The sequence below is a fragment of the Colwellia sp. E2M01 genome (genome assembly GCF_018860585.1).
GTDB lineage: Bacteria > Pseudomonadota > Gammaproteobacteria > Enterobacterales > Alteromonadaceae > Colwellia.
The window spans coordinates 128,094-153,760 of record NZ_JAHKPR010000029.1; the positions used below are offsets into that span (position 1 = coordinate 128,094).

The 25,667-nt window shown below is 38.0% G+C and carries 25 protein-coding genes; 13 read left to right on the forward strand and 12 right to left on the reverse strand.

From position 1 onward, the window contains the following. Positions 1-95: 95 nt before the first annotated feature. The 7 genes from murA to mlaF all read right to left on the reverse strand — a co-directional run bounded on the left by murA (position 96) and on the right by mlaF (position 5,070). On the reverse strand, positions 96-1,358 hold the full coding sequence (murA, locus tag KO502_RS06150; protein ID WP_216021687.1) for a UDP-N-acetylglucosamine 1-carboxyvinyltransferase: 1,263 nt from the start codon (positions 1,356-1,358) through the stop codon (positions 96-98). Between the two features lie 133 nt (positions 1,359-1,491). Further along, entirely contained in the window at positions 1,492-1,755 is a 264-nt protein-coding gene (locus KO502_RS06155) for a BolA/IbaG family iron-sulfur metabolism protein (protein WP_216021688.1), read from the reverse strand. Positions 1,756-1,811: 56 nt separating this feature from the next. Continuing rightward, positions 1,812-2,114 carry an STAS domain-containing protein gene (locus KO502_RS06160; protein WP_216021689.1) on the reverse strand — a complete coding sequence of 101 codons (303 nt, stop codon included), beginning with the start codon at positions 2,112-2,114 and terminating at the stop codon, positions 1,812-1,814. A 9-nt stretch (positions 2,115-2,123) separates the two neighbouring features. Next, positions 2,124-2,870, reverse strand: a complete 747-nt coding sequence (locus KO502_RS06165; RefSeq protein WP_252730537.1) for an ABC transporter substrate-binding protein — start codon at positions 2,868-2,870, stop codon at positions 2,124-2,126. 7 nt (positions 2,871-2,877) lie between these two features. After that, the gene (gene mlaD, locus KO502_RS06170; protein ID WP_216021691.1) at positions 2,878-3,348 is read right to left on the reverse strand and encodes an outer membrane lipid asymmetry maintenance protein MlaD; all 471 of its coding nucleotides are present in this window, start codon (positions 3,346-3,348) and stop codon (positions 2,878-2,880) included. A 55-nt stretch (positions 3,349-3,403) separates the two neighbouring features. After that, positions 3,404-4,183 carry a lipid asymmetry maintenance ABC transporter permease subunit MlaE gene (mlaE, locus tag KO502_RS06175; protein WP_216021812.1) on the reverse strand — a complete coding sequence of 260 codons (780 nt, stop codon included), beginning with the start codon at positions 4,181-4,183 and terminating at the stop codon, positions 3,404-3,406. Positions 4,184-4,251: 68 nt separating this feature from the next. Continuing rightward, positions 4,252-5,070 (reverse strand): phospholipid ABC transporter ATP-binding protein MlaF, encoded by an 819-nt coding sequence (gene mlaF / locus KO502_RS06180; RefSeq protein WP_252730539.1) that lies wholly within the window; start codon positions 5,068-5,070, stop codon positions 4,252-4,254. A 396-nt stretch (positions 5,071-5,466) separates the two neighbouring features. On the opposite strand from mlaF, the gene KO502_RS06185 reads away from it, so the two are divergent. From KO502_RS06185 to mgtE, 12 genes are all read left to right on the forward strand, one after another. Further along, on the forward strand, positions 5,467-6,450 hold the full coding sequence (locus KO502_RS06185) for a calcium/sodium antiporter (RefSeq protein WP_216021692.1): 984 nt from the start codon (positions 5,467-5,469) through the stop codon (positions 6,448-6,450). Between the two features lie 21 nt (positions 6,451-6,471). Next, complete coding sequence (locus KO502_RS06190; RefSeq protein ID WP_216021814.1) at positions 6,472-7,437, forward strand: KpsF/GutQ family sugar-phosphate isomerase; 966 nt, start codon at positions 6,472-6,474, stop codon at positions 7,435-7,437. Continuing rightward, entirely contained in the window at positions 7,437-7,982 is a 546-nt protein-coding gene (gene kdsC, locus KO502_RS06195; protein WP_216021693.1) for a 3-deoxy-manno-octulosonate-8-phosphatase KdsC, read from the forward strand. The genes KO502_RS06190 and kdsC overlap by 1 nt, the downstream gene beginning before the upstream one ends. After that, a complete protein-coding gene (gene lptC, locus KO502_RS06200) occupies positions 7,979-8,548 on the forward strand; it encodes an LPS export ABC transporter periplasmic protein LptC (RefSeq protein ID WP_216021694.1) in 570 nt (189 codons plus the stop codon). The genes kdsC and lptC overlap by 4 nt, the downstream gene beginning before the upstream one ends. Continuing rightward, positions 8,538-9,188, forward strand: coding sequence for a lipopolysaccharide transport periplasmic protein LptA (lptA, locus tag KO502_RS06205; protein ID WP_216021695.1), 651 nt, complete (start codon positions 8,538-8,540; stop codon positions 9,186-9,188). The genes lptC and lptA overlap by 11 nt, the downstream gene beginning before the upstream one ends. Further along, positions 9,178-9,957, forward strand: coding sequence for an LPS export ABC transporter ATP-binding protein (lptB, locus tag KO502_RS06210; RefSeq protein ID WP_252730545.1), 780 nt, complete (start codon positions 9,178-9,180; stop codon positions 9,955-9,957). Before lptA ends, lptB begins: the two co-directional genes overlap by 11 nt. Before the next feature lie 75 nt (positions 9,958-10,032). Then, positions 10,033-11,547: an RNA polymerase factor sigma-54 gene (locus tag KO502_RS06215; protein WP_216021696.1), complete on the forward strand. Its 1,515-nt coding sequence runs from the start codon at positions 10,033-10,035 to the stop codon at positions 11,545-11,547. Between the two features lie 13 nt (positions 11,548-11,560). Beyond that, positions 11,561-11,848, forward strand: coding sequence for a ribosome-associated translation inhibitor RaiA (gene raiA / locus KO502_RS06220; RefSeq protein ID WP_216021697.1), 288 nt, complete (start codon positions 11,561-11,563; stop codon positions 11,846-11,848). Between the two features lie 122 nt (positions 11,849-11,970). Beyond that, a complete protein-coding gene (gene ptsN / locus KO502_RS06225; protein WP_216021698.1) occupies positions 11,971-12,423 on the forward strand; it encodes a PTS IIA-like nitrogen regulatory protein PtsN in 453 nt (150 codons plus the stop codon). A 122-nt stretch (positions 12,424-12,545) separates the two neighbouring features. Further along, positions 12,546-13,400, forward strand: a complete 855-nt coding sequence (rapZ, locus tag KO502_RS06230) for an RNase adapter RapZ (protein WP_216021699.1) — start codon at positions 12,546-12,548, stop codon at positions 13,398-13,400. Between the two features lie 23 nt (positions 13,401-13,423). Continuing rightward, positions 13,424-13,699 carry an HPr family phosphocarrier protein gene (locus KO502_RS06235; protein WP_216021700.1) on the forward strand — a complete coding sequence of 92 codons (276 nt, stop codon included), beginning with the start codon at positions 13,424-13,426 and terminating at the stop codon, positions 13,697-13,699. A gap of 289 nt (positions 13,700-13,988) precedes the next feature. Further along, positions 13,989-15,347: a magnesium transporter gene (gene mgtE, locus KO502_RS06240; protein WP_216021701.1), complete on the forward strand. Its 1,359-nt coding sequence runs from the start codon at positions 13,989-13,991 to the stop codon at positions 15,345-15,347. A gap of 95 nt (positions 15,348-15,442) precedes the next feature. Here mgtE and pmbA read toward each other — a convergent pair whose 3' ends face one another. Then, positions 15,443-16,804 carry a metalloprotease PmbA gene (gene pmbA, locus KO502_RS06245; RefSeq protein WP_216021702.1) on the reverse strand — a complete coding sequence of 454 codons (1,362 nt, stop codon included), beginning with the start codon at positions 16,802-16,804 and terminating at the stop codon, positions 15,443-15,445. A 210-nt stretch (positions 16,805-17,014) separates the two neighbouring features. Between pmbA and yjgA the strand changes: the two genes are divergently transcribed. Further along, positions 17,015-17,530, forward strand: a complete 516-nt coding sequence (yjgA, locus tag KO502_RS06250; RefSeq protein ID WP_216021703.1) for a ribosome biogenesis factor YjgA — start codon at positions 17,015-17,017, stop codon at positions 17,528-17,530. Between the two features lie 118 nt (positions 17,531-17,648). Here the strand turns inward: yjgA and tldD are convergent, their stop codons facing one another. The 4 genes from tldD to rng all read right to left on the reverse strand — a co-directional run bounded on the left by tldD (position 17,649) and on the right by rng (position 25,665). Beyond that, positions 17,649-19,094: a metalloprotease TldD gene (gene tldD, locus KO502_RS06255; RefSeq protein ID WP_216021704.1), complete on the reverse strand. Its 1,446-nt coding sequence runs from the start codon at positions 19,092-19,094 to the stop codon at positions 17,649-17,651. Positions 19,095-19,151: 57 nt separating this feature from the next. Continuing rightward, the gene (locus KO502_RS06260; protein WP_216021705.1) at positions 19,152-20,072 is read right to left on the reverse strand and encodes a carbon-nitrogen hydrolase family protein; all 921 of its coding nucleotides are present in this window, start codon (positions 20,070-20,072) and stop codon (positions 19,152-19,154) included. Continuing rightward, positions 20,059-24,135 carry a YhdP family protein gene (locus KO502_RS06265; RefSeq protein ID WP_216021706.1) on the reverse strand — a complete coding sequence of 1,359 codons (4,077 nt, stop codon included), beginning with the start codon at positions 24,133-24,135 and terminating at the stop codon, positions 20,059-20,061. Before KO502_RS06265 ends, KO502_RS06260 begins: the two co-directional genes overlap by 14 nt. A 72-nt stretch (positions 24,136-24,207) precedes the next feature. Further along, a complete protein-coding gene (rng, locus tag KO502_RS06270) occupies positions 24,208-25,665 on the reverse strand; it encodes a ribonuclease G (RefSeq protein WP_216021707.1) in 1,458 nt (485 codons plus the stop codon). Positions 25,666-25,667: the final 2 nt, after the last annotated feature.

Consider the following 25,667-nt stretch of genomic DNA (forward strand, 5'->3'; position numbering starts at 1 on the left):
ATTGAGTAATAACTGGTTAACAGACTTGGTATTAGCACTAAAAAAGCCAGAACGTTTATAGCTCTGGCTTTCTATAATGGCTATGTATTTCCGTATTAATCTACTTTAATACGGGTAATATCAGCACCTAAACTTTGTAACTTACCTTCAATACATAAGTAACCTCGGTCGATATGATAGATTCTATCAACCTGTGTTGGTGATTTAGCCACTAACCCCGCAATAACAAGGCTTGCTGAAGCGCGTAAGTCTGTTGCCATAACTTGTGCTCCATTAAGGCTGTCAACCCCCTTAACGATTGCGGTATTACCTTCTAACGCGATATCTGCTCCCATACGTTGTAATTCAGGAACATGCATAAAGCGATTTTCAAAAATAGTTTCAATAACGGTTGCAGTACCTTCAGCTAACACATTCATTGTCATAAACTGTGCTTGCATATCAGTAGGGAAAGCTGGATGTGGTGCTGTTCTAATATTTACAGCTTGTGCAGGACCTGTCATTTCTAACTCAATCCAATCATCACCTGTAGTGATTAAAGCGCCCGCTTCTTTTAACTTAGCTAACACAGCCTCTAGTGCAGTAGGATCAGTATTTAAACATTTAATATGACCTTGAGTTACAGCTGCAGCAACTAAGAAAGTACCTGTTTCAATGCGATCTGGCATAACTGAATATGCTTTACCATTTAACTCGCTAACACCTTCAATCGTTAGCGTGTTAGTGCCTGCACCGGTAATTTTAGCCCCCATGCTAATTAAGCATTCAGCAAGGTCAACAATCTCAGGCTCACGCGCCGCATTTTCAATGATTGTGATCCCATCAGCTAATGCTGCAGCCATCATTAAGTTTTCAGTACCCGTAACGCTAACCATATCCATTAAGATAGTAGCGCCGGTTAAACGACCTTCTTTCTTAGCAATGATATAACCGTCTTCTACCGTGATATCCGCGCCCATTGCTTTTAAACCTTCGATATGAAGGTTAACGGGTCGAGCACCGATAGCACAGCCACCTGGTAAAGAGACTTCAGCGTGTCCCATACGAGCCAATAATGGGCCAAGTACTAAAATTGATGCACGCATTGTTTTAACTAAATCATACGGAGCACGACAAACATCAATACTGCTAGCATCGATCATCAATTGATTTTCACTAAGCCATTCTGTCTTAGCGCCAAGCTGACCTAATAATTTAACTGTTGTTAAAATATCATTAAGTTTCGGCACATTACTAAAAACAATTGGTGTTTTTGATAATAGCGCTGACATTAATATAGGAAGAGCAGCGTTTTTTGCTCCGGAGATCACGACGTCGCCGCGAAGTGGATTACCACCAATAACTTTAAATGCGTCCAAAATAACCACTACTTACTTAAAAGGTTTAAAATATCGAGTCAGTATACACAAAAATGCCTAGCAGTAAAAAGCTAGGCATAAAAAATACAATTTAGTTACAATTTTTTATCAAAAAATTAAGCTAATATATAAATTAACTATTAAATAATTTATCGCGTTGCCACTGTGTTTTATTAAATGTTTTTACCGTGATTGCATGAATGGTACCGTCTTTAATGACATCAGCTAAAGGCTTTAGTACCACTTGTTGGCGTTTAACACGACTTAAGTCATCAAACATATCACTTACCGCATTAATTCGACATTGCGAACCATCAAACTTTACATGTATTTCGTCAAGCGCTAATGCTTCACTTACTAATTTACTTACTAACTGCTCTACGTCACCAATTTCCAAGGGAGACTCCTTTATTTTTATTACTGTTTAGTACTATTTGCGTACTGATTGTGAAGTTAATCACTTATGATCGGTAATAACCCATCAACACCACTTAAGGTAATGAGTTTAGTTAATTTTTCAGGCACATTACTAAAACTTAATTGACAGGCATGATGCTCTGCTTGCTCTAATAAATAGAATAACCAAGCTAAGCCTGCTGTATCTGCTTTACTTACTTGGCTTAAATCAATTTTGACTGCACTATGGGCAAACCAGTTTACATACTCATTAACGTTGAACTCTGCAACACTGAAGCGACTCAACTCACCATCAATAGTAAGTATACCGTGATTTAATACTATGTTAGCTTTGCTCACAATTTAACCTTACTCGGTAATTTCAAATGATGTATCTACATTGTTATTATCGTCATTCTTAAAAACAATATCACGAGTACTTTTATTTTTTAAAAGCTCTGTCACATAAGGCAAGCCTTTTTGTCTAATGATACTGCCTAACTCAGCTTGTTTTGAGTCGAGTAAACTAATCCCTTCGGCAACCATATCAAATGCTTGCCACTGCTCTGTTTTTTTATCTAAACGCACTTTAAAAGCAACATCAATATTATCGCTACCAGGCATAATAATACGAGTGTTAACCGCAATAATTCTTCTATCATCAAATGATTTTTCAGGTTCAAATTGAAGCTCTTGATTATCATATAGAGTAAAAACTTGCGCGTAAGAAGTAATCAGGTATTCATAAAAAACTGGAACAAAGTCCCTGCGTTCTTCATCTGTTGTTTGGCTTAAATATTTACCAATAACTTTGAATGCCGAATATTTATAATTAACATACGGCATCAACTCTTCACGAACGATGTCTTTTAATACATTAGGGTTAGCTTTAATAGTATCTTTCTCTCTAGCAAAGCGAGCAAAGGTTTGTTCTGCTGCTCCTTTTATCATGCTATATGGGTTTGTTTGGTCAACGGCTGTTGGTGCAGCTATTTTGGTTGTTTTTTCAGAAGAGTCTTGCACTGCATTGTTAGCCATAACCATATGGCTCGAGCTAAAATAAACAGCTAAGCTAACTATTACCTTAATAAATACATTACGTTTATTTATAATCATTACTTTATTACTCATCCTTACCTTGGCTAAATAAAAACTGTCCAATTAATTCTTCTAAAACTAATGCAGATTTAGTGTCTTCAATAAAGTCACCTGGCACTAGAGTATCAACCGATTCATCAACAAAGCCTGGTTGTATACCTAAATATTGTTCACCTAATAATCCAGCCGTTAAAATGGCGACTGACGTTGCTTCTGAAAATTGATTATATTTAATATCAATATCCAGTGTGACTTTAGGAGTGTAATCATCTGTACCTAATGATATTTCACTTACTCTGCCAACAACAACACCACCTACTTTAATAGGAGAGCGCACTTTTAAACCACCAATATTATCGAACTTAGCATATAGTTGATAAGTTTCTCCGCTACCGCCAGCGCCACTATCGGCAACATTAAATGATAAGGCCAATAAAGCTGCGATACCTAATGCAACAAAAAAACCTACCGCTAATTCTACTTTTTTAGACACCATGTCTTTCACCAACGCCTTGTATTAAAATAATAAAACAACAAAAATAAATTACACTTTAGTTAACAAACATTAACGCTGTTAAGATAAAATCTAAGAATAAAACCAATAACGATGATTGCACTACAGTTGAAGTTGTTGCTCGACTAATGCCTTCTGATGTAGGCTCACAATCATAGCCTTTATAAACGGCTATCCACATTACCACAAATGCAAAAACAATACTTTTAATCACGCCATTGAGTATATCTTTATTGAAGTCAACTTGGTCTTTCATCACTGACCAAAAAGTACCACTGTCAACACCGAGCCAATCAACACCGACAACATGTGCGCCCAATATACCAACCATAGAAAAAATAGCCGCTAACAAAGGTAAGCTAATAAAACCAGCCCAAAAACGCGGAGCAACTATTCGTCTTAATGGATCAATTGCCATCATTTCTAAACTTGATAGTTGCTCTGTAGCTTTCATTAAACCTATTTCAGCGGTTAATGCGGAACCCGCGCGGCCGGCAAATAATAAAGCTGCAACCACAGGTCCTAGTTCGCGTAGTAATGATAATGCCACCATAGGTCCTAAACTTGCTTCAGCGCCGTAACCGACAAGAATAGTATATCCTTGTAAAGCTAGTACCATGCCAATAAAGGTTCCTGAAACCATTATGATTAGTAATGATAAAACACCTACACTGTATAATTGCTGTAGTAAAAGTGGTGTACCTTTACGTACATTAGGCACATGCAATAAAGCCGATATCAATAAAATAACAGCACGACCTAGACCACTTATTAACGCGATAGTTTCTTTACCTAAAAAACGTAATTGCTTCACTATTTATTACCTAGAAAAATATAATTGTGGGACTGGTCACTCTGTATGTTTGCCTTGTTAACATACGCCATTTAACGTAAGCCCTCGGTAACAGTCTTAATAAGTTCACCACGATAATCAGGTGCTTCATAATGAAATGGAACGGCACCATCAGCTTCCCCTTTCACAAATTGCTGAACTAGAGGTGATGAATCTAAGCGTATTTGCTCTGGCGTACCGTGACCAATAATTTTCTTTTCGGCGACAATATAAATATAATCAGCAATGCTCATTACTTCAGGTACGTCATGAGATACGACCACAGAAGTTAGCCCTAAAGCATCACTTAGTGATCGAATTAAGCGGACAATTACGCCCATTGAAATAGGATCTTGCCCCGCAAAAGGCTCGTCATATAAAATCAGTTCAGGGTCTAACGCAATTGCTCTTGCTAATGCTACTCTACGTGCCATCCCGCCAGAAAGTTCACTAGGCTGTAAATCTTTTGCGCCACGTAAACCTACTGCTTCAAGTTTCATTAATACTATTTTTTCAATGATTGCTTCAGATAATTGCGTATGTTCTCTAATAGGAAAGGCGATATTGTCAAACACGCTCATTTCAGTAAATAAGGCGCCACTTTGAAACAGCATACTCATTTGCTTACGTGTTTCATATAAGTCATTGCGTGACAACGCTGGAATATTTTTACCTTTAAAAAGTATAGTGCCGCTTTCAGGCTTAATTTGGCCACCAATTAACCGTAACAAGGTCGTTTTACCAATGCCACTTGGCCCCATAATAGCGGTAACTTTACCTTTAGGGATAGACAAACTGATGTCGTCATAAATGACTCGCTCACCTCGTTTAAAAGTAAGATTTTCAATTTCAACCAATTTTGTGTCTGGCATAGCGCTTGTCATCATTTAACGTCACTGTTTTTTATGAGTTAATGCATTGCAAGAAGTCTTCTTTAAATAACAACCGAGTTTATAACCTAAGTTATGTTCTAAGTTACGACCTAAACCTGCAATAATAATTATCGTAAAGAGAAAGTGATTTTACCTGACCCATAAAAATTGTTCATTAGAAATAAACAGATTAAGTCCTAATAAATGTAAGAATCAATGAACAAAACCTAAGAAAAGCTTGGTTTTAGTGTAAAAGTAAGCCAAATACGAATTTTTTTGGTTTTGTTAGTATTATTTACTTCTCTTTTGCTTCACAACCAGTAACAATTTACCCTTAAACCAATTTTATCTGAGTTAGGAGTAACTTAGTGAACTTGGTACACTACGGAGTGATTAATGCTAGAACAAATATTTATACTACTTATTGCCCTTGTCGCTTTAGTATGGAGCGCAGATAAATTCGTTTTTGGAGCTTCATCTTTAGCTCGAAACTTAGGTATTTCCCCGATGATTATCGGTTTAACCATTGTTGCTATGGGCTCTTCAGCTCCTGAAATGATGGTCGCTGCAACAGCTTCATTACAAGGTAATCCAGATACCGCTATCGGTAACGCTATAGGCTCTAACATTACTAATATAGCTTTAGTGCTTGGTATTACGGCCTTACTTCAACCCTTAACGGTTTCATCACAAACGATAAAACGTGAAATACCCTTAATTATAGCGGTAACGGTGCTAGGCTACTGGTTATTAATTGATAATAACTTTAGCTTTATTGAGGGTGTTATATTAATAGTTGGTTTTGCTATTTATATCATCACATTACTTGTTATTACGTTAAAGAAAACTAAAGGAAAACCGAGTGATGATCCGTTAATCCTTGAAGCAGAAAGTGAGGTTGCCGAAGCTGTGAACATGAAGCTATCATTACTTTGGTTAACCGTTGGTATGATTGTATTACCACTAAGCGCAAGCTTTTTGGTAGATTCCTCAGTGTTTATTGCTAAAGCATTTGGCATTAGTGATTTAGTTATAGGCCTTACGATTATAGCAATTGGCACTAGCTTACCTGAGCTAGCGGCTAGCATTATGAGTATAATTAAAAAAGAAGACGACTTAGCTTTAGGTAATATTATAGGCTCAAATATATTTAATATTTTAGCGGTATTACCACTAGCGGGGCTTATTGTGCCGGGGAATATTGACCCCTTAGCAGCAAGTAGAGACGCACCTTACATGTTAGGTGTTACCTTTTTGTTACTTCTTTTATGTTTTAGTCGCAAAGCAGGTGCGTTTAGAATAACCCGTGCCAAAGGTGGATTATTACTGTTAAGCTTTATCGCTTATCAAGTATTACTTTTCAGCCAATTATCACAATAAAACTAATATAAATTAATGACTATGCAAAATTTTAAAGCTTTAGCAAAAACAGTTATTGAAATTGAACAACAAGCGATAAGCGAATTAATACAATTTGTTGATGACAGTTTTGAGCTTGCTTGTCAGTTTATGTATAACTGCAAAGGCCGTGTCATTGTTATTGGTATGGGAAAGTCTGGCCATATTGGTGGCAAAATAGCAGCCACGCTAGCAAGTACTGGCACACCATCATTTTTTGTTCATCCTGGCGAAGCAAGTCACGGTGATCTTGGCATGATCACCGCCAACGATGTCGTATTAACTATTTCTTATTCTGGTGAAACCCACGAAGTACTTGCAATAACACCTGTTATTAAACGTATTGGCGCAAAATTAATCGCCATGACGGGCAATAGCAATTCAACATTAGCCAAGTTAGCTGACACCCATATTTGCATTAAAGTTTCGGCAGAAGCCTGCCCATTAGGTTTAGCGCCAACATCAAGTACCACCGCAACCTTGGTAATGGGTGACGCATTGGCCGTAGCGTTATTAAATGCCCGCGGCTTTACCGCTGATGATTTCGCCTTATCTCACCCTGGTGGTAGTTTAGGTAAACGTTTATTATTACGCCTTAGTGATATAATGCACAAAGATGAACGTGTACCAACAGTATCTGAGCACGCTTTTATTAAAGATGCTTTAGTTGAAATGTCATTAAAAGGTTTAGGTATGACCGCTATTATCAACGATGAGCAACAGCTTGTCGGTTTATTTACCGATGGTGATTTACGTCGAGTATTAGATAGTCGTATAGACATTCATAGTGATAGTATCAGCACTGTAATGACGCATAACCCTCGTGTCGCACAAGGTGATATGCTAGCTGCTCAAGCATTAAAAATAATGGAAGATAAAAAAATTAACGGTTTGATTATAGTTGATGATAACAATAAACCGGTTGGTGCAATGAATATGCATGATTTGTTAAGTTCTGGAGTCCTTTAATGAATACCCTATACGGTAATGTAGAAAATAGTATTTTAGAAAAAGCCAAACAAATAAAGTTACTTGTTTGCGATGTTGACGGGGTATTTTCTGACGGCAGAATATATTTAGGTAACGACGGCGAAGAATTAAAAGCCTTTCACACTAAAGATGGCTTTGGGATTAAAGCTTTAGGTGCTAGCGGCGTAGCCGTTGCTATTATTACAGGTAGAAATTCAGCTATTGTCGCTAATCGTATGAGTGCTTTAAATGTAGAACACATAATCCAAGGTCAAGAAGACAAATTACCGGCACTAACTGAACTCACTAAACAATTAACAATAAATATTAGTGAAGTTGCCTATATTGGCGATGACGTACCAGATTTAGCTTGTATACAAGCGGTAGGTTTAGGTATTTGTGTCGCTGATGGCCATCCAGCAGTATTAAATGGTGCAGATCACATAACTTATACCAATGGTGGTTTTGGTGCTGTGCGAGAAGTATGTGATTTAATAATGCAAAGCCAAGGTACGTTAGCTTATGCTAAAGGCGCTAGTGTATGAATCGATTAAATAGCATTACGCTATTTGTTTTACTACTTAGTGCGCTAGTTTATGGTGTTATTGAGTGGCGCAGCTCCAGTGTTGATAATGACAGTTTAATTGTTGATGAACAACGACCTAACTTTATTGCCGAAAAGTTAGAAAGTAAAATTTATAATGACATAGGTGATTTAACACATACTATTGATGCGGAAAGAATGGAGCATTATGCCGATTTAGAAGTCAGTTATTTTGAACGACCAAATTACATATTATATCCGCAGCAAAACGCCACACCATGGACTGTGAGTGCAAAAGAAGCCACGCTTTATAAAGATAATCGTGTTGAACTTAAAACTCAGGTGCATATAGCCGCAACTGACATTAATAGTTTAATTAAAGAAATTCATTGTAAAGCTATCGCTTTAGACTTAAAAACAAATATCATTAGTTCTGATCAAGCGGTTGTAGTTGTTGGAAAAGACTTTACCATGTATGGATCAGGACTAATTATCGATTTAAACACCAAACAAATGACTCTTACTCAGCATGAACGCACTATTTATAAGAAATATGATGAAAGTTAAATTAAACAAGTACTTAAACCTCAGTTTGCAAACAACCAGTAAAGTACTCGTTGTTACTTGTAGCCTTTTATTATTACCTACAACGCACGCTGCTAAAAATGATTTAAATGAAGAAATAACCATTAAATCCCAGCGTCAATCTGCGGATCTTAAAAATAAAATAGCTAGCTACTTAGACAAGGTGAGTATTCGTCAAGGCTCTATTTCAATATCTGCTGACCTTGTAAAAGTGTTTAGTAGTGTTGATAAAACCACTAATGAGAAATCAGATACTTATTTAGCTAAAGGTAAACCGGCTGTTTTTCAACAAGAATTAGAAGATGGCAATATCATTATTTTACAAGCCGATGAAATAACCTACACCCCAGACTCTAACATCATTACTGTTTCAGGAAATGCACTGGTAAAGCAAGCGGGTAGTGAAGTAAGCGGTGAGTTAATCACATTCAATACATTAAGTGAAAAACTCGAAGCGAAAAGCGCTGAAAATCAATCTATTACCACCGTATTACAGCCTACTATTTTGAAAAAACAACAAGAGGCACATGAAAAACCTAAAGTAGAGTCAGCCACAGAAGTTACAACACAGGAAACATCTGAAGTAGTAACTGATAACAAAGGCGAAAACAATGGCAACTAACACTAAAACTACAGGGTCAGACGTTGTAGAAAAAGCAGCGCCAATAAGTACGCTCATTGCCGACGGCTTATCTAAATCGTATAAAAGCAGACAAGTAGTAAAAAATGTCAGCTTAGAAGTTAACGCTGGACAAATCGTTGGGCTTTTAGGTCCTAATGGTGCAGGTAAAACCACTTCTTTTTATATGATTGTAGGCTTAGTTCCTAATGACGATGGCGCAATAGTACTTGATGGCAAAGACTTAACACTATCACCTATGCATGAAAGAGCACGCAGTGGTATTGGGTACTTACCGCAAGAAGCCTCTATTTTCAGAAAGCTCACTGTTACTGACAATATCATGGCGATATTACAAACACGTAAAGAATTAAATGAAGTACAACGCGCAGAAAAGCTTGAACATCTACTTGAAGAGTTTCATATTTGTCATATTAAAGACAATACCGGTATGAGTTTGTCAGGTGGAGAACGTCGCCGCGTTGAGATTGCTAGAGCATTAGCCGCTGATCCAAAGTTTATTTTATTGGATGAGCCTTTTGCAGGTGTTGACCCTATTTCCGTTGGCGACATCAAAAAAATCATCATACAATTAAAGAAAAGAGGGATCGGGGTATTAATCACCGATCATAATGTTAGAGAAACACTGGACGTTTGTGAACACGCTTACATAGTAAGCCACGGTGAAATTATTGCACAAGGCGATGCAAATCAAATTCTTGCTAATCAAAAAGTAAGAGATGTATACCTTGGTGAACAATTCACGCTATAGTTACTAAAACTATACTGACTTAAAGTAATTACCTTAGTAATATTTATTAGATAGACAGGAAAAAATAGAACCTAGATGCGCCCAACTCTTCAACTCCGTATTGGACAACACTTAACAATGACGCCACAGTTGCAACAAGCGATCAAGCTTTTGCAGCTATCAACGTTAGAGTTACAACAAGAAATTCAAGAAGTATTAGAGAGTAACCCACTACTTGAAGTCGACGAAAGAGCCCAAAATGAGAATACGGCTGAAAAAAATAACCTCGAAGACGCTTTTTCTGCCAATACCAGTGACTCATCGGAGCAAAATAAAAACGATGGTAGTGAAGATCAATCAGCCAATATTGATGAAATATCGACCACTGAAGCCATGGAAAAGAGCGACATTCCAGAAGAGCTAAACATTGATACTACATGGGAAGAAAGCTACAGCGCTGGCGTGTCAAATACTGGTGCAGTAAGTAGCCCTGCAGACGATTACACTTATCAAGGTGAAACTACAGAATCCATTCAAGGCCATTTATTATGGCAAATGGAATTAACGCCTTTTTCAGATACTGACAAAACTATCGCTATCGCGATTATTGAAGCCGTTGATGACGCCGGCTATTTAACAGTATCTCCAGAAGAAATTTTAGAGAGTGTTGGCACTGAGGACTTAGAGCTTGATGAAGTCGAAGCAGTATTAAAACGAATAAACATGTTTGACCCAATTGGTGTCGCAGCTCGCTCAATTCCTGATTGTTTACTGATTCAATTAAATCAATTTAATGCAGACACGCCTTACCTTGCCGAAAGTAAGTTAATCATCAAAGACTATATCGATTTACTTGGCAATAGAGATTATCGCCAATTAATGCGTAAAACCAAGTTAAAAGAAGATCAACTGCGCGAGGTTATGCGTTTAATTCAAAGCCTGAATCCTCGTCCGGGTGATGTTATTGCCAAAAGTGATGACCAATATGTTATTCCTGATGTGACTGTTGAGAAAAAAAATGGTCGTTGGGTGGTTGAGTTAAACTCAGACACCGCACCAAAGTTATCAATCAACAAACAATATGCCGCTATGTCAAAAACCATGAAGTCGTCTACTGACGACGGTCAATTTATTCGCGCAAATTTACAAGAAGCGAAATGGTTTATTAAAAGTTTAGAGTCTCGTAATGACACCTTACTTAAAGTTTCTAATTGTATTGTACAGCGTCAACAAGGATTTTTAGAGCACGGTGCCGAAGCAATGCGTCCTATGGTATTAAACGACATAGCAGAAGCAGTAGACATGCACGAATCAACCATATCGCGTGTAACTACCCAAAAATATATGCATACTCCACGTGGTATTTTTGAATTAAAATACTTCTTCTCAAGCCATGTGAGTACAGAAAACGGCGGAGAATGCTCATCTACTGCCATACGCTCCTTAATTAAAAAGCTTATCTTAGCGGAAACACCTGCTAAACCGTTAAGTGATAGTAAAATGGCAGAGTTATTAGCCGAGCAGGGAATTAACGTCGCACGTCGTACTATAGCTAAATATCGAGAATCATTAGCTATACCGCCGTCAAATCAACGTAAAAGTTTATTATAAAAGGATTATGCTAATGAATATCAATCTTTCTGGACATCATGTTGAAGTAACTAATTCCTTACGGGAATATGTAGACTCAAAGTTTTCTAAGTTAGAAAGGCACTTTGATCACATCAATAATGTACACGTAGTACTTACCGTAGAAAAGCTTGACCAAAAAGCAGAAGCAACAGTACATATGAACGGTAGCGAAGTGTTTGCTTCCGGTGTTAATACTGATATGTACGCTTCAATCGATACCTTAGTTGATAAACTCGATAGGCAAATCCTTAAGTATAAAGGCAAAGTTGCACACCATTAAACTGAGCTTGTTAAATCGATAAAGCGCTTTAAAAGCAATTAAAGCAACTTAAAGTAGGCGCGCAAGACTAAATGAATTAGACTAGCGCGCGCCTAAAAACTATTACTCGCCTAAATACCATTATGCAATTATCTGAAATATTAACGAGCAACTGTACTAGTTGTGATGTCGACGTAACCAGTAAAAAACGTATCTTAGAAAAAATTTGTCAACTCGCTGCCGTACACGTGCCAGATATTGATGAAGATGAGTTATTAACTAGCCTACTCGAACGAGAAAAAATGGGTAGTACAGGCATAGGTAATGGGATTGCTATCCCTCATGGGCGCTTACCTAATACCAGCAAAGCCGTTGCGGTATTAATCACCACTGAAACAGCTATTAACTTTGACGCAATAGACAATAGAGATGTCGACATTTTTATTGCCCTCTTTGTACCTGAGAACAGTTGCCAAGAGCATTTAGATACATTGCAGAATATTGCCAAGCTATTTAGTGACAAGAAAATAATTAAACAGGTTCGTAAGTGTATTGATGATCAATCACTCTATAAGCTCATCCAACAAACTAGCTAACAGTTTAAACAAACTAAGCTACACTTAACCTAGAGTTAAAATAGTGGCAAATAAAATCAACGCCACAACCTATTCTTTGCTGTTAGGTAAACATTAGAGAATAAGGCATTCGGAAATATTACATGAAACTAATTATTGTCAGCGGTCGTTCAGGATCAGGTAAATCAGTAGCGTTACGCGTATTAGAAGATCTTGGTTATTATTGTGTTGATAATATTCCAATTAACCTACTACCTGCACTTACACACACAGTAATTAATGATTATGAAAACGTCGCGGTAAGCTTAGATGTACGTAACTTACCGAAAGACTCGCAAGACATACCTGAAATAATTGCCTACTTACCCAAAGCTGTAGACGTTAACACGCTATTTTTAGATGCTGATGATAAAGACTTAATTCGCCGTTTTAGTGAAACGCGTCGCTTGCATCCACTTATTCGTGAAAATATGGCGTTAGATCAGGCAATTGCATTAGAAAAAAAATTACTAGAGCCTATTTCAACTACTGCTGACTTATATATTAATACTACACAGCTTACTCCACACCAATTAGCCGATCTGGTGCGAGAGCGTATTCTCGGTAAAAAAACCGGCTCTATGGTGTTGGTGTTTGAATCTTTCGGTTTTAAACATGGCATTCCGGTTGACGCTGATTACGTATTTGACGCCAGGTTCTTACCTAATCCTTTTTGGGAAAATTCACTAAAAGGTAAAACAGGGACAGATCAAGAAGTGCAAGACTTTTTAGGAAGCCAAGCCATAGTGACCAAATTTATATGGCAAATAAATAGTTTTATGGTGACTTGGTTACCTCATTTAGAACGAAATAACCGCAGCTACGTTACCATAGCCATAGGTTGTACTGGTGGCAAACATAGATCTGTTTATATCGCCGAAATGTTAGCTAAGAATTTCCGTAAAGAACGTAAAGATATCCAGACACATCATAGAGATATTAATGTAAAATCAACCTAGTAATCGACAAGGCGAGCGAACAAATGACGGTACTATCTCGACAAGTAACTATATGCAACAAACTCGGTTTACATGCCCGAGCAGCAACTAAATTAGCACAGCTTAGCCAAAAATTCTCGGCAAAAATCACTGTCGAACTAGACGGTAAAAAAGCTGATGCAGGCAGCATAATGACCTTAATGTTACTCGCTGGTGGCCAAGGAAAAGTAGTAAATATTACTGCTGAAGGTGAAGATGCACAAATGGCATTAACAGAAATATGCAAGCTTATTTCAGACAAGTTTGACGAAGCGGAATAACTCCCTTAGTTACTTCGCTACCATTAATCACAAGTTTTTTGCTTCATTAACGTGCATCTCTCAGATAAAAAAGCTGATAGTTTACCTAAGTTACGATAAACTTATAACAATTACATTACATTTGTTAAACACTGTCACAAACACGTCAAAACAAATGTAATAAAATGCACAATTGGTTAATCAGCTACTCTCCAAAGAAAGCTGTTTTCTTTTTCATCATAAAATATCCCCGCATAGCGTTGCTATAAATAGTTAGCTATGAAAGGGAATTTAAGGAAGCAGAATCGTTATGCCTGAAGTATCAGAACAAGAATACAATCAAACCAGACTACAACAAATTCATGAAGCCCTTGGTAGTGGTATGTTCGTCTATGTACGAAAATTACTGCAACACATGCCCGCTTATGACTTAGCTCTCATTTTAGAGTCATCAACCTCTAAAAGTCGTCCTGTACTTTGGCAGCTTATCGACCCTGAATTCCATGGTGATGTTCTCGAAGAGCTCAATGAAGAAGTACGTAAAGGTATTCTTAAAAGTATGCGACCTGAAAAGCTCGCTGCCGTTGCCGAAGGCATGGACGTTGATGATTTAGCTGAAGTATTACGTACCCTACCAGACAGTATTTACAACGAAGTACTAAACTCGATGGACGAGCAAGATCGTAGTCGCGTCGAAACAGCATTATCTTATGAAGAAGATACCGCTGGCGGTATCATGAATACCGATACCATTACATTACGCCCTGACGTAACGGTAGATGTAGTATTAAGATACTTACGTTTAAAAGGTAATTTACCTGACTCCACCGACTCCTTCTATGTTGTAAATCGTCAAAATAAGTTTAGAGGGGCGGTGTCTATTGCAGCATTAGTTACCGCTAAAGCAGACGTTATAGTTTCTAGCTTGATCAATGAGGAAATAGAAGCGGTACAAGCACAGATGAGTGAGCAAGATGTTGCACAATTATTTGAACGTCACGACTGGTTTTCTGCACCAGTTATAGATGAAGAAGGCCACTTACTTGGTCGTATCACTATTGATGATGTGATTGATATTATTCGTGAAGACGCTGAACACTCGATGATGAGTATGGCGGGTTTAGATGGCGAAGCCGATACTTTTGCACCAGTGATTGAAAGCACTAAACAACGTTCAGTATGGTTAGGCGTTAATCTTATTACCGCGATACTTGCTGTTGCCGTGACCAGTATGTTTGAAGGAGTATTTCAACAGCTTGCTATATTAGCGGTGTTAAATTCACTTGTACCAAGCATGGGTGGCGTAGCCGGTAATCAAACTTTAACCCTTGTTATTCGTGGTATGGCGTTAGGACATGTCGGTGAGAGTAATGCTCGTTCGTTATTAAGTAAAGAAGTTGCCGTTGGCTTTTTAAATGGGGTTATTTGGGCTACATTAATTGGTACTGTGGTGGCTGTTTGGAAACAAGACTTAATGTTAGGTGGGGTTATCGCCTTTGCCATGTTAATGAATATGGTCGCTGCTGGTCTTGCGGGAGTATGTATTCCCTTGATACTTAAGCGCCTTAAAATAGACCCTGCTCTCGCTGGTAGTGTTATTTTAACAACCGTTACCGATGTGGTAGGTATATTTGCCTTCTTAGGTACCGCAACGTTATTGCTAACTTAAGGTTAAGACTAGAAAATAGGTACTAGATACTAGGTACTAGATACTAGGCACTAGAGACTAGGCACTAGGGCCTAGTCTCTGAATATTCAAAGCACCTAATGCCCTGCTATTTGCATTTCATCAATCAATATAGAGCCTGTACGAATACTACCGCGTAAATCTGTATCACTACCGACAGCAACAATACCTTTAAACATTTGCGCTAAATTACCTGCAATAGTTATCTCACTGACAGGATATGCTATTTCACCGTTTTCAACCCAAAAACCTGCAGCACCGCGCGAGTAATCGCCATTCACTACGTTAACGCCTTGACCCATTAACTCTGTCACTAATAAGCCAGTACCTAAGGCTTTTAACATCGCATCAAAACTGCCATCATGACCTTGCGCATCAACTAACCAGTTGTGAATTCCTCCCGCGTGCCCAGTACTGGTAAGTCCTAATTTACGTGCTGAGTAACTAGTAAGTAGATAACTTTGTAATGCTCCTTGAGTAATAATATCTCGATCTTGGGTTAATACCCCCTCATTATCAAATGCACTACTAGCTAAAGCTTTGGCAATATGTGGGCGTTCACTAATATTTAAGAAGTTAGGAAAAACATCTTTACCAATCGCATCTAATAAGAAAGATGATTTACGATATAAGTTGCCGCCACTAATTGCTGAGATAAAATGTCCCCAAATAGTGTTGGCAATATCAGCTCTAAATAAAACCGGCACTTTACCCGTAGCAAGTGTCTGCGGCTTTAAACGAGCAAGCACTTCTTGGGCTGCTTGTTTACCAACACTTTCAGCACTTTCCAATAAAGCAAAATCACGGTTTACGGTATAAGCATAATCACGCTCCATGTCGTCGCCATCATTTGCGATCATCACGCAACTTAAACTATGACGTGTACTTGGATAACCAACTAATTGGCCATGACTGTTTCCGTATACCTTAAAGCCCGAGAAAGTATCAAGACTAGCGCCATCAGACTGCCCTGCACGTGCATCAACCGACAATGCACTTTCTTCACAGCTTTTCGCTAATTCAATTGCTTCTTGTGTGCTTATTTCATGCGGGTGATACAAATCTAAGTCAACAGGGTTCATGGCTAATAATGCTTTATCAGCTAAACCTGAGCAGTCATCTACCGAGGTATATTTAGCAATATTAACCGCTGCAGTAACCGCTTTAGTTAACGCTTGCTCCGATAAATCAGCGGTTGAGGCGCTGCCCTTTCGGCCCTCACGATAGACTGTAATACCTAAGCCACCATCGTTGGTAAATTCAACATTTTCAACTTCGCCCATGCGTGTGCTAACACTTAACCCTTGCTGGCGACTCATCGCGACTTCAGCGCCATCTACGCCAAGTGATTTAGCTAATTCAAGAACTTTGGCAACACGTTCTTTAACTTCGCTAAGTTGATTAGTTATAGGATCATGCGATTTAGAGGCTTGGGTCATATTGTTTTCTACTTCCTGGTTATAAGGGTAATAAGGTTAGTGCGTCTTTGGGGAAAATAGTGCTAAGGCTATTGAGGCGTGAACTGTGAGTTTCGCTTCACTTAGAATAAATATTTTCGCTTAGGATAAATCGGCAACTTAGAATATTTTAATTTTAGTGATATAATAAATGTAATTATTATTTATTTTAACATGCTATTAGACATTATTATGCCCCAGTCAGCCAACGATATCGACGAATCTTTAGAAGAAGAGTTAAAAAGTAAAACAGAAATAAAGCGTGAAATGCATCAATTACAAGATTTTGCGCAAAGTATTATTGAAATGTCGAAGCATCAACGTAGTCGCTTACCATTAACGGATGACTTAAAAGATGCCATGGTTGTTGCTGATAAAATCAAAAATAAGCATGAAGCGTTACGTCGTCACATTCGTCATACAGCTAAAATATTATTAGAAACTGATCTTGAGCCAATTCATCATGCGATTGAAGTAATGGCCAATAAGCATCAGCAAGAAACGGCTAAATTTGTACGTCTTGAAGCGATAAGAGATGAATTAATCGAACAAGGCAATGATGCTGTTGAAGCGTTAATTGTTGAGTTTCCGAATATTGAACGTCAAAAAATCAAGCAGTTAATTCGCCATGCCGCGAAAGAAGTCAAAGCTGAAAAACTTGGTAAGCATTATAAAAACTTATTCACTTACTTGAAAGAAAACGCCTAAAATAAAGTGAGCAACTGCTAAGTTAATAACTAAACGATAAAAAAGCTTAACAAACTCTGTTAAAAGAGCGTACTCGTTAAGCTTTTTTGATCAAATAGTTTTAATTAAAACTCAATTTTTACTGTGTTCCACCAACTGTCATACCATCAACTTTTAAAGTAGGTTGGCCAACACCAACAGGGATGCTTTGTCCGTCTTTACCACAAACACCAACACCACCATCAAGTTTTAAATCATTACCAACCATACTAATGCGCTTCATCGCTTCAGGGCCGTTACCAATTAACGTCGCGCCTTTTACTGGAGTGGTAATTTCACCGTCTTCAATTAAGTAAGCTTCCGAGCTAGTAAATACAAATTTACCTGAGGTGATATCCACTTGCCCGCCAGCAAAGTTAGGTGCATAAATACCTTTTTTAACCGACTTAATTATATCTTCTGGGCTAGACTCTCCCGCTAGCATGTATGTATTGGTCATACGTGGCATAGGTAAATGCGCATACGATTCACGTCGGCCATTACCTGTAGGCTTTACACCCATTAAGCCAGCATTATGCTTATCTTGCATATAGCCTTTTAAAATACCATTTTCAATAAGTACATTGTATTGCCCTGGTGTACCTTCATCGTCAATTGAAATTGAACCACGACGGTTAGGTAAAGTACCATCATCAACAATGGTACAAAGCTCTGAGGCAACTTTTTGCCCTACTTTACCCGAAAATGCTGACGAGCCTTTGCGGTTAAAGTCACCTTCTAAGCCATGACCTACGGCTTCGTGTAATAAAACACCTGGCCAACCTGCCCCTAAAACTACCGGGAATGTACCTGCAGGTGCTTCAATGGCAACAATGTTAACTAATGCCTGACGTACAGCCTCTTCAGCATAAGCTAGGTAACGTGGCTTGTTATCCCCTTCTGCTATCTCAAAAAAGTAACTGTAATCGGTACGTGCTCCACCGCCGGCACTAGCGCGTTCACGTTTACCATTTTCTTCCACTAATACCGAGCAATTAAGTCTAACTAATGGACGAATATCTGTACCATAAGTACCGTCGCTAGCACTAACGAGCACGGTTTCGTATACACCTGACAAACTTGCAATAACTTGAGTAACGCGGCTATCAACTTGGCGAGCATGGGCTTCAACTTGATGCAGCAAATCAATTTTCTGCTCTTGCGTTAAGCTGCCAAGTGGCTCAACCGATTGATATACTTGAATAGGTGATTGACGACTAAATGCTTTAACCGTTGCGCCAGTGCCGCTATCAGCAATACCTTTTGCTGCATCTGCAGCCTGTTGAATAGCCGCTGGAGTTATATCATCAGAATAAGCAAAACCTGTTTTTTCACCTGAGATAGCTCTAACACCAACACCACGTTCAATATTGTACGACCCTTCTTTAACAATACCATCTTCTAAAACCCAGGTTTCATGTTGGCTGGCTTGAAAATATAAATCCGCATAATCAACTTGTCTGCTCATCATACTTTTTAAGGTTTTTGCTAAAATGTCATCATCTATTTGACTGTCACTTAATAAAGATTTTTCAACACTATTCATTTGCTCTGCGCTCTACTTATCGTTTTGTTCTGTTCTTTAATTTGAATAAAATGACTATCATTTATTCAGCGATGTATTACTAGCTAAGGTAGTTATAAAGGGGCTTTTTAACGGTATAGATTGCCGTATACGTGTTATTTCTTGTGGTTGATAATCAACACTAATATAACCTACACCTGTTTCTATAGTTTGTTCTATTTCGCCCCAAGGATTAATGATCATTGAATGCCCCCAAGTTTCACGGCCATTTTCATGAACACCTTCTTGCCCTGCAGCTATTATATATACTTGATTTTCAATCGCTCTGGCTTGTAATAGTGTTTGCCAGTGCGCCTTACCTGTTACCTTAGTAAATGCACTGGGCACGGTTATAATAGCCGCGCCAGCTTCAGTTAATTGTTGAAATAAACTCGGAAAACGTAAATCAAAACAAACCGATAAACCAATAGCAGCTAACGGAGTTTCTATTACTTTTATTTCTTTACCTGCTTGAGTATATCGTGATTCGCAATAGCTTTTAGTATTATCACTTACGGTAACATCAAAGAGGTGTATTTTATCGTATTGCCCGATTAATTTACCATCAGGAGTAAATATACAGCTGCTGTTAGTAAACTGTTGTCCTGATGCAGATAAAATAGGTATGGTACCAGCAACTAAATACACCTGAAAACGTTGCGCCAATTCAGCCAGTGCGAGACAAAGCTTATTGTCTTTGCTTCCTTCTTGACTACTTGTGCTTTTTGCTAGGGCGAGTTGATCACTGTCTTTTCCACCAAAATACAAACAACATTCAGGTAACACGACTAAATGATCAACAGTATCATGGTTTATATCATTATTTTTACACTGAGTAATTTTTTCTAAAATATCAGCAATACTGGCTAGGTTAGTCGTAACATTTGTCGCTGACGATAACTGTATTGCGCTTAGCCTGAGCTTAGACTGAGGTATAACGGTAGCGTTACTCAATGTCATTTTCCCCACTTGTTATATTTTCTGGTGTAGTTTCAGCTGATGTTTCCAGTGCTGGCTTGTTATTCTCAGGCGTACTTATCATCAATAATTCTTTAGATAACGGGTTAGGTAGATTAGTTTGTTGACTATCAGCAATAGGCAGCGCGGTGTCTACACTAATGCTCTTACTTTTTCGATCGACCTCTTTAAAGTCGGGATCCTCAATAGAGCCTGTAAGTTTAAAGTTAAATTCTGAGACAACCTGTGATTTGATCACTTGATCTATGGCCACGCCAGCAAGAAATGTTACAGGGTTTAATGTCGCTATCCAAGCAAGTACCGGCAAACTAGAGGTTAAATTAGGTTTGTATGACATATCATAGTCAAGTTCACCTGTTACCAAATTGGTATGTCCCGTCATAAACAAGTTACCCGCGGTACCGTTCATTTCGGTATCATTGGTTTTAAGTAAGCCTTGCTCTAGTTGATAGTGACCCTGAATATTACTATAGAACATACCATCACTGAAAATATCACGAAAATCGAGCGTTAATTTTCGTACTAATGATTGCAAACTCAGTACGGAAAACAGTCTAGCTTTATCGCTCACTTCTGCCAAATAACCATCATCAAGTCGACCATGTACAGTGCCATCTAAATGATTGACTGAAAAGTCATGTAAACCACCTGGCCAATTAAGATCTAAATCAACTGTAGCACCACTGTCTTTTATAATAGATGCATAACCCATCGCTTTGAGTTCACTTTCTACATCATCAACGTCTAAGCGCCCTGTTAATGTCGTTGTTGACTCATCTTTATTATGCCGCCAACGACCATTAAGGTTTAACTTAGTTTTATTGCGTGATGCCGTAAAATTATTAAATTCAATAGTATCTTCGTTAGCTCGCTTAACAGTAAAGTCAACTACACCTAAGTTAAGTGAGCCGATACTGCAGCTATCACAATGAAACTTTATCGGGGGCATATTGGCAAAAATACTATCGTTTTCCTCTTTATCTATTAAAGAAGACTCTAATGGCTGAGGCCCCATAAGCTCAATTGATAATAATGGTGATGTGGTTGTATCAACGTTTAAGTTAGGGTTAATATTTTGTTCGTTTTCGACCACTTTTTCATGTTGCGGTAATTTCAAAAATTCAGCATTAATATCGACCCCTTGCGCTAACCAATCTGGGTATATTTTTATTTGACTTCGTGTCTCTGTAGAATCAAGTAATAATAACTGCCACTCTGGCTTTTCTAACAAATTAAAGGTTACATGATTAAGCGCCTGTCCAAGAATGTTCAATTGCCCTACTGTGCCGCGAATACGGGTTGGCTTAGCTAAAAGAGGTTGCGTGTTGGCTTGCTCATTATCTATTGTTTTTGGCTCGTGGCTATCAAGAATGTCACTAATTAATATTTGCCATTGTGCAAAATCAACGTAGTCTAATTTGGTGGTTATATGAAAACCATCGTTCGGCAATACCATGTTACCTTTACCTAACATCAAATTAGCTCGCGTAAAAGTAACATTTTCATGATTAAGTAAGCCAGAAAAGTGCATTTCATCACCATAGTTTAAAACTATTTTTGACTCCTTATCTTCACCATGAATATTGACATTTAATGTGTTCTTTTGTGTTGAATTTTGCGCGTATGGCATTGGTAGCAATAGTTGAGTATTGGTTAACTCTGAACTAAATTTAGCATCGTATGAAAAGCCACCATCATGATGTTGATGCAAAGATAGTTCGCCCTGCCAAGGCAGTTCTCCTTGTGTATAGCTACGCAAAGAATCAGGAACATACGGCAACCATTGAGACTCTTGCCATAATGCTTGTAGCTTAATAGCCGTGTGGTAATAACTGTCTCGATCATTACCTGTGATATCTAATGTAACAGGCAAGCCTTGCCATATTAACTGCATATTTTTAGTATCTATCACATCGTTTGCGAAGTTTAATTGACCTTGTACGTCACTAAAATTTAGCTGCGGCGCTTGTAAGGCAACTTTATTATTATCAAAATTGATACTGCCAGTTGCAACACCAAGTTCACTATCATCTAACGGTAGATTCAATGAAAAGTCACCGCTGACTTTACCTTGAATATTTATATAATCTAAGGCACTACCGACACTATTCTGTAATGGACTTTGGTTCATCAAACGACTAATATTACTGCTGTCAGTCGATTTTATATCTGCATCGACAAGAAGGACTGCCTCACCTGATAAATCAGCAATACCTGCTGTTACTCCAGTTACGTCTAAACCTGCTAATAAACCATCTCGTCCGGTAATTAACATAGAGTTATTGGTGAAATTTAAGTTGGCAACAAAGTCATTAATTGAGGGCCAATTCTCAACAAACTTAAATTCAGCATCACTAAGCTCTGCATCCACTACAAAAATGCCACTGCCATCAGTAAATGGAAAACGACTAATAGGACCGTTAATAAGTACTTGAGCATTTTCGACTCGACCAGAAACAACCGCCGAATTTAAGTATTCAACTAAGTTATCACTCATGATCGGCAAAGGTAAATACCGCCCAACAAGCCCCGCATTGCCATTACTAACGTTAACAAGTAACGCTAAATTAACTTCATCATTTGTCGGTGCCTCAACATTAACTTGCGCTGATAAATTGATCTCTTTTGATAAGAAGTCTAATTGCTCAACATTTAGTATCCAACCACTATTATCAAAGGCAACATTAAATTCACCGGTAAGCTTGTCATAAGGAAATGCTTGCACAAAAAGTTCATCAAAATCGAGACTTCCCTGCTCTGCAGAAAAGTCTATCGCTAAATAATTATCAACGAAGCTAAGTTGACCCGTGGCATTTTTTAAACCGGGAATACCATGGCTGTAACGACTATTTAATGCTGAAAAATTTGCTACCGCTTGCACCCCGGATTTATCGTTGCGGATATATATATCTTCTACTTTACCGTTTAGACTCATATCGGAGAGTAATTTACGGGTCCCTTCATTAGCAACAATTAATGGCGTAAGTTCAGCTATCATGCTCAAATCAACGTCAGATAAATGTAATGAAAAATCATTCGTATTTTTCGCTAACATCACCGTAAAATTTTGTGCTGCTTGTTCGTTCAACTGAAGCGTTAACGGGGTGCTGTATAAATTAAAGCTGCGTTCATGTTTATCTTTTACTAATAACACTTGCCCTTTTTCTAAGGTAAGTCGTTGCTTATCACCATGATAAGACCACGCCATATAGCTATCTGAAAAGTTTACCTTTAAACGTTTTATCTGACTTTTTTTAACTTCAAGCCAAGCAGAGAAGTTAATATCACTTTTTGTTTTATCGTCCTCAAGCACTAAAACATTGTCTAGCCAAGGTGTGATATCAATATGATTCGCTTGCAAGTATGCGTCGCCAGTAAGCCCTGTTATTTTTTTACCACGTAGGTCTAGTTTTAAGGTGAGGTTATTAGAGCTTAATTCATTAAGCACCACGCTACCTTGTGCTTGATGGCGAGAACCATTATTAACCCAGCGTAATGTATTCAACCGAATACTGCGTGTTATTGTTTCATTGCGAACCGTTACATGACTATTCAGAATAGAAAATCTTTTTATTTTATTTAGAAAAACATCACTAATAAAATCAATATCATTCATTTCATCACTATTATCGTTCGCTATTTCATCAGCATCTGCTGCTAACCATAGCTGTTCATTAACATCGATATCTGCGCCAGAGATAAATAAATTTTTGGAAATAAGATCTTGTTGAGAAATGCTTTGCCAAAAGTCGACTTGTAATTCAAGTTGCTTGATAAATACCGAGGTATTGTCTGTCTCAATGATTTGTACATTGCCAAGCACAAGACTTGGGCCAAAATCTTGCCAAGTCATGCTTAAGTCACCAATAACTATATTGCTATTGGCTTGTTCATTGAGATAATTTTGTAGAGGGAGCTGATAATGGTGAACAAAAGGGAGTAATAGACGAAAGGCACTAATGGCTACTGCTAACAGTACCAATAAAATGGCTACTGTTTTATAAAGGTAATTTAACCAACGGTTCGAAGTGCCGACAATATTCATTAAAGCTGAAGTTATCCTATCTTATGCATAGCAGTATATTTACCTTTACGAAATAGATGAGTAAACATCAACTTACATCATCACAACGTCAAATTGCTCCTGATTATACATGGGTTCGGCTTGTACTTTAATTAACTTACCAATAAAAACTTCAACTTCTGCTAAATTATGGCGCTCATCTTCTTGTAAGAAGTCGGTAACGGCAGTAGAAGCATAAACAATGAACTTATCCGCGTCGTGAGCACGATTAACACGCACAATTTCTCTGAGTATTTCAAAACAAACAGTTTCAACTGTTTTTAAGTGACCTCGCCCTGAACACAGCGGACATTCTCCACATAGAATATGCTCTAAGCTTTCACGAGTACGTTGCCGTGTCATTTCAACCAAGCCTAGAGCAGAAAAACCATGTAGGCTATATTTCACTTTGTCTTTGCTCATCGCCATATCAAGACTATTTAACACGCGACGTTTATGATCGTCATTATGCATATCAATAAAGTCTACAATGATGATACCCCCTAAGTTTCTTAGCCTTAGCTGTCTTGCAATAACTTGTGTGGCTTCGATATTAGTACTAAATATTGTGTCTTCGAGGTTTCTATGACCAACAAATGCACCAGTATTTATATCAATAGTAGTCATTGCTTCTGTTTGGTCAATAATTAAATAACCACCTGATTTAAGTTCTATTTTGCGGTGCAAGGCACGTTGAATTTCTTGCTCTGCTGAGAACAGATCAAAAATAGGTCTTTCACCTGGGTAGTATTCTAATGACGGCGTTAATTCAGGAATAAACTCTTCGGTAAATGCAACAAGCTCTTGAAAGGCTAGTTTAGAGTCAACACGGATCCGTTCAATGTTGATACCAACAAAATCACGTAACACACGAAATGATAAAGATAAATCTTGATATAAAGGCAGTTTGGTTTGTTTACGTTGTTTACGGGTAATTACTTTTTGCCATACACGACGTAAAAACTCCGCATCATGCTGCAGCTCTATTTCACCTGCGCCTTCACCGGCAGTACGCACAATAAAGCCTTGTTGATCATCGCAATACGGATTCACAATATTTTTTAAACGCTCACGTTCTTTTTCATCTTCAATACGTAATGAAATTCCAGCATGTTGCGCATTAGGCATTAATACCAAATAACGAGACGCAACGGTAATGTCTGTAGTTAACCGTGCACCTTTAGTACCTAACGGGTCTTTCACCACCTGCACCATAATGTACTGGCCTTCATGCACTAAAGAACGAATATCAGGTACTTGTTCAGAGTCTTCCTTTAAAATCAGCTTACTTTTAATATCTGAAGCATGAAGAAATGCGGCTTTATCTAACTTAATATCAACAAAAGCAGCTTGCATACCAGGTAATACTCGGATTATTTTGCCTAAATAAATATTACCAACAATACCGCGTTTAGCTTCTCGCTGAATGTGTACTTCTTGTAACGAACCATTTTCAACTAATGCAACGCGCGTTTCGCTTGGGGTAACGTTAATTAATAATTCAGCGCTCATAA

Coding starts and splice junctions, on each gene's coding strand:
- KO502_RS06185 (WP_216021692.1), top strand. CDS start 5,467: ATGCTAGAACAAATATTTATACTACTTATTGCCCTTGTCGCTTTAGTA.
- rapZ (WP_216021699.1), top strand. CDS start 12,546: ATGAAACTAATTATTGTCAGCGGTCGTTCAGGATCAGGTAAATCAGTA.
- lptC (WP_216021694.1), top strand. CDS start 7,979: ATGAATCGATTAAATAGCATTACGCTATTTGTTTTACTACTTAGTGCG.
- kdsC (WP_216021693.1), top strand. CDS start 7,437: ATGAATACCCTATACGGTAATGTAGAAAATAGTATTTTAGAAAAAGCC.
- mlaF (WP_252730539.1), bottom strand. CDS start 5,070: ATGCCAGACACAAAATTGGTTGAAATTGAAAATCTTACTTTTAAACGA.
- ptsN (WP_216021698.1), top strand. CDS start 11,971: ATGCAATTATCTGAAATATTAACGAGCAACTGTACTAGTTGTGATGTC.
- mgtE (WP_216021701.1), top strand. CDS start 13,989: ATGCCTGAAGTATCAGAACAAGAATACAATCAAACCAGACTACAACAA.
- raiA (WP_216021697.1), top strand. CDS start 11,561: ATGAATATCAATCTTTCTGGACATCATGTTGAAGTAACTAATTCCTTA.
- mlaD (WP_216021691.1), bottom strand. CDS start 3,348: ATGGTGTCTAAAAAAGTAGAATTAGCGGTAGGTTTTTTTGTTGCATTA.
- KO502_RS06215 (WP_216021696.1), top strand. CDS start 10,033: ATGCGCCCAACTCTTCAACTCCGTATTGGACAACACTTAACAATGACG.
- lptA (WP_216021695.1), top strand. CDS start 8,538: ATGAAAGTTAAATTAAACAAGTACTTAAACCTCAGTTTGCAAACAACC.
- KO502_RS06260 (WP_216021705.1), bottom strand. CDS start 20,072: ATGACATTGAGTAACGCTACCGTTATACCTCAGTCTAAGCTCAGGCTA.
- rng (WP_216021707.1), bottom strand. CDS start 25,665: ATGAGCGCTGAATTATTAATTAACGTTACCCCAAGCGAAACGCGCGTT.
- KO502_RS06190 (WP_216021814.1), top strand. CDS start 6,472: ATGCAAAATTTTAAAGCTTTAGCAAAAACAGTTATTGAAATTGAACAA.
- tldD (WP_216021704.1), bottom strand. CDS start 19,094: ATGAATAGTGTTGAAAAATCTTTATTAAGTGACAGTCAAATAGATGAT.
- pmbA (WP_216021702.1), bottom strand. CDS start 16,804: ATGACCCAAGCCTCTAAATCGCATGATCCTATAACTAATCAACTTAGC.
- KO502_RS06265 (WP_216021706.1), bottom strand. CDS start 24,135: ATGAATATTGTCGGCACTTCGAACCGTTGGTTAAATTACCTTTATAAA.
- yjgA (WP_216021703.1), top strand. CDS start 17,015: ATGCCCCAGTCAGCCAACGATATCGACGAATCTTTAGAAGAAGAGTTA.
- KO502_RS06235 (WP_216021700.1), top strand. CDS start 13,424: ATGACGGTACTATCTCGACAAGTAACTATATGCAACAAACTCGGTTTA.
- KO502_RS06165 (WP_252730537.1), bottom strand. CDS start 2,870: ATGATTATAAATAAACGTAATGTATTTATTAAGGTAATAGTTAGCTTA.
- lptB (WP_252730545.1), top strand. CDS start 9,178: ATGGCAACTAACACTAAAACTACAGGGTCAGACGTTGTAGAAAAAGCA.